Raw genomic sequence first — 2,255 nt, forward strand, 5'->3', positions numbered from 1 at the left:
GGCGCCGCCGCCCCCGCCGCCGCCCAGCGGCAACGCGGCCCTGCCGCCGTCGCGGGCGCGGGCGGTTACGTCCTCGACGCCGGCATCGCCGGTGCAGGGCGCGGCCGTGGGGCAGGCCCTGGTGATGCAGTGGCCGGTGCGTGGCGACATCCTGCGTCGCTTCGGCCCGGTCGGCATGGGCGAGCGGAACAACGGCATCAATATCGGCGCCTCGGCCGGGACCGAGGTCAAGGCCGTCGCGGCGGGACGGGTGGCCTATGTGGGCGACGATCTGCCGGGGCAGGGGCTGACGATTCTGATCATTCACCGCGACGGGTGGCGCACGGTCTATGGCCATCTGGGCTCGGCGACGGTGCGTGACGGCGCCGAGGTTCGCGCGGGCCAGGCTATCGGCACGGTGGGCCTGACGGCGGGCGACGGACGGCCCTCGATCCACTTCGAGACGCGCCAGATGCGCGGCGATGATCCGGTCGCTGTCGATCCCTTGAGCGTTCTGCCGCGCTGAACATGATCCGCCCGGCGTGTCCGGGCGGCATCGCCTGTGACGCCTCGGCATTAGGCCGCGTTGCAAATCGGCACGGCTCACCCTAGGTTCCGCGCCTCAATTTCTTATGGGGCCCCCGTTCAAGGTCGGCCCGGTTCGGGGAGTTTCCATGCCTACTGGTTCCGAAGGCGGCCTGATGGCCATCGTGGTGCAGATCGCACCGATCGTCGCAATCTTCATCCTGTTCTACTTCCTGATGATCCGCCCGCAGCAAAAGCGGATGAAGGCTCACCAGGCCCTGATCGCCGGCGTCAAGCGCGGCGACGAGGTCGTCCTGTCGAACGGCATGGTCGGCAAGGTGACCCGCGTTGAAGACGCCGAGGCCATGGTCGAGATCTCGCAGGGCGTGAACGTCCGCGTGGTCAAGGCGATGATCGCCGAGGTGCGCAACCGCACCGCCATCGCCGCCAACGACAAGGGCTGAGCGGCTTCTCGCCGCTGACGCCCGCCCGAAATAGAGCCCTGACATGATTCAGCTAGCGCGCTGGAAAGTCACCCTGGTCGTGCTGTCGCTCGTTGTCGGGCTGCTGCTGGCCTTCCCGAGCGTGCTCAGCCAGGCGCAGCGCGACGCGCTGCCCGGCTGGCTGCCCAAGAACGGCCTGAACCTGGGCCTTGATCTGCAAGGGGGCTCCTACCTCCTGCTGGAGGTCGACGTGCCGGAGATGCGCAACAAGCGCGTCACCAATCTGATGGAAGACGTGCGGGTCGCCCTGCGCGAACAGCAGATCAACGTCGGCGCCATGCAGCGCGAAGCGGGTGGCGTCGTGGTCACGATCACCGACCCCGGCCAGTTCGACACGGCTCTGACCGAACTGCGCAACCTGGCGCAGACGGGCGCGGCCGCAACCGGCCAGCCGGACCGCACGGCCACGCGTCTGAGCGGCAACCGCATTCGCTTCGCCTTCACCGACGCCACGCTGAACGGCATGGGCGCGACGGCGGTGGACCAGTCCATCGAGGTCGTGCGTCGTCGTCTGGACAGCTCGGGCACCAAGGAAATCTCCATCACCCGTCAGGGCGCCGACCGCATCGTGGTCCAGGCGCCGGGCCAGAGCGATCCGGCCGAGCTGGAGCGTCTGGTCGGCCGGACGGCCCAACTGACGTTCCAGATGGTCGATACCTCGACCAATGGCCTGCAGGACGCCATGGCCGGCCGCGTGCCGCCGGACGCAGAACTGCTGACCGACGATCAGGGCACGCCCTATCTGGTCAAGAAACGCATCCTGGTTTCGGGTGAAAACCTGACCCGTGCCGGCGTCGGTTCGGATCAGAACGGACGCCCCGCCATCGATTTCCGCTTTGACGGGCAGGGCGCGCGTCGCTTCGGCGAAGCCACCGCCCAGAACATCGGCAAGCCCTTCGCTATCATTCTGGACGGCAAGGTGATTTCGGCCCCGACGATTCAAGGCGCCATCACCGGCGGCACGGGCCAGATCACCGGCAACTTCTCGATCCAGTCGGCCGCCGAACTGGTGAACCTGCTGAACGGGGGCGCCTTGCCGGCGCCGCTGAAGGTCGAGGAACGTCGCGTCGTCACCGCCGAGCTGGGTGCTGACGCCGTGCAGGCCGGCATGGTCTCGACCATCATCGGCTTCGCCCTGATCTGCGTCTTCATGATCGGCGCCTACGGCTTCCTGTTCGGCGGCGTGTCGGTTCTGGGCCTGATCCTCAACGGCATCCTGATCATCGCCGCCATGTCGCTGTTCGGCGC

At 67.9% G+C, this 2,255-nt stretch carries 3 protein-coding genes; all 3 read left to right on the forward strand.

Annotation, left to right across the window (positions count from 1 at the left end; genetic code table 11):
- On the forward strand, positions 1-505 hold a 505-nt coding region (locus tag VGE49_RS04715; protein WP_331033419.1), incomplete at its 5' end, for a murein hydrolase activator EnvC family protein.
- 148 nt (positions 506-653) lie between these two features.
- Positions 654-968 carry a preprotein translocase subunit YajC gene (gene yajC, locus VGE49_RS04720; RefSeq protein WP_292082982.1) on the forward strand — a complete coding sequence of 105 codons (315 nt, stop codon included), beginning with the start codon at positions 654-656 and terminating at the stop codon, positions 966-968.
- Between the two features lie 43 nt (positions 969-1,011).
- Positions 1,012-2,255, forward strand: a 1,244-nt coding sequence (gene secD / locus VGE49_RS04725) for a protein translocase subunit SecD (RefSeq protein ID WP_331033420.1), incomplete at its 3' end; no start/stop codon positions are given.

This window comes from Brevundimonas sp., assembly GCF_036405315.1.
In the GTDB taxonomy this organism is placed as follows: Bacteria; Pseudomonadota; Alphaproteobacteria; order Caulobacterales; family Caulobacteraceae; genus Brevundimonas.

Coding starts and splice junctions, on each gene's coding strand:
- yajC (WP_292082982.1), top strand. CDS start 654: ATGCCTACTGGTTCCGAAGGCGGCCTGATGGCCATCGTGGTGCAGATC.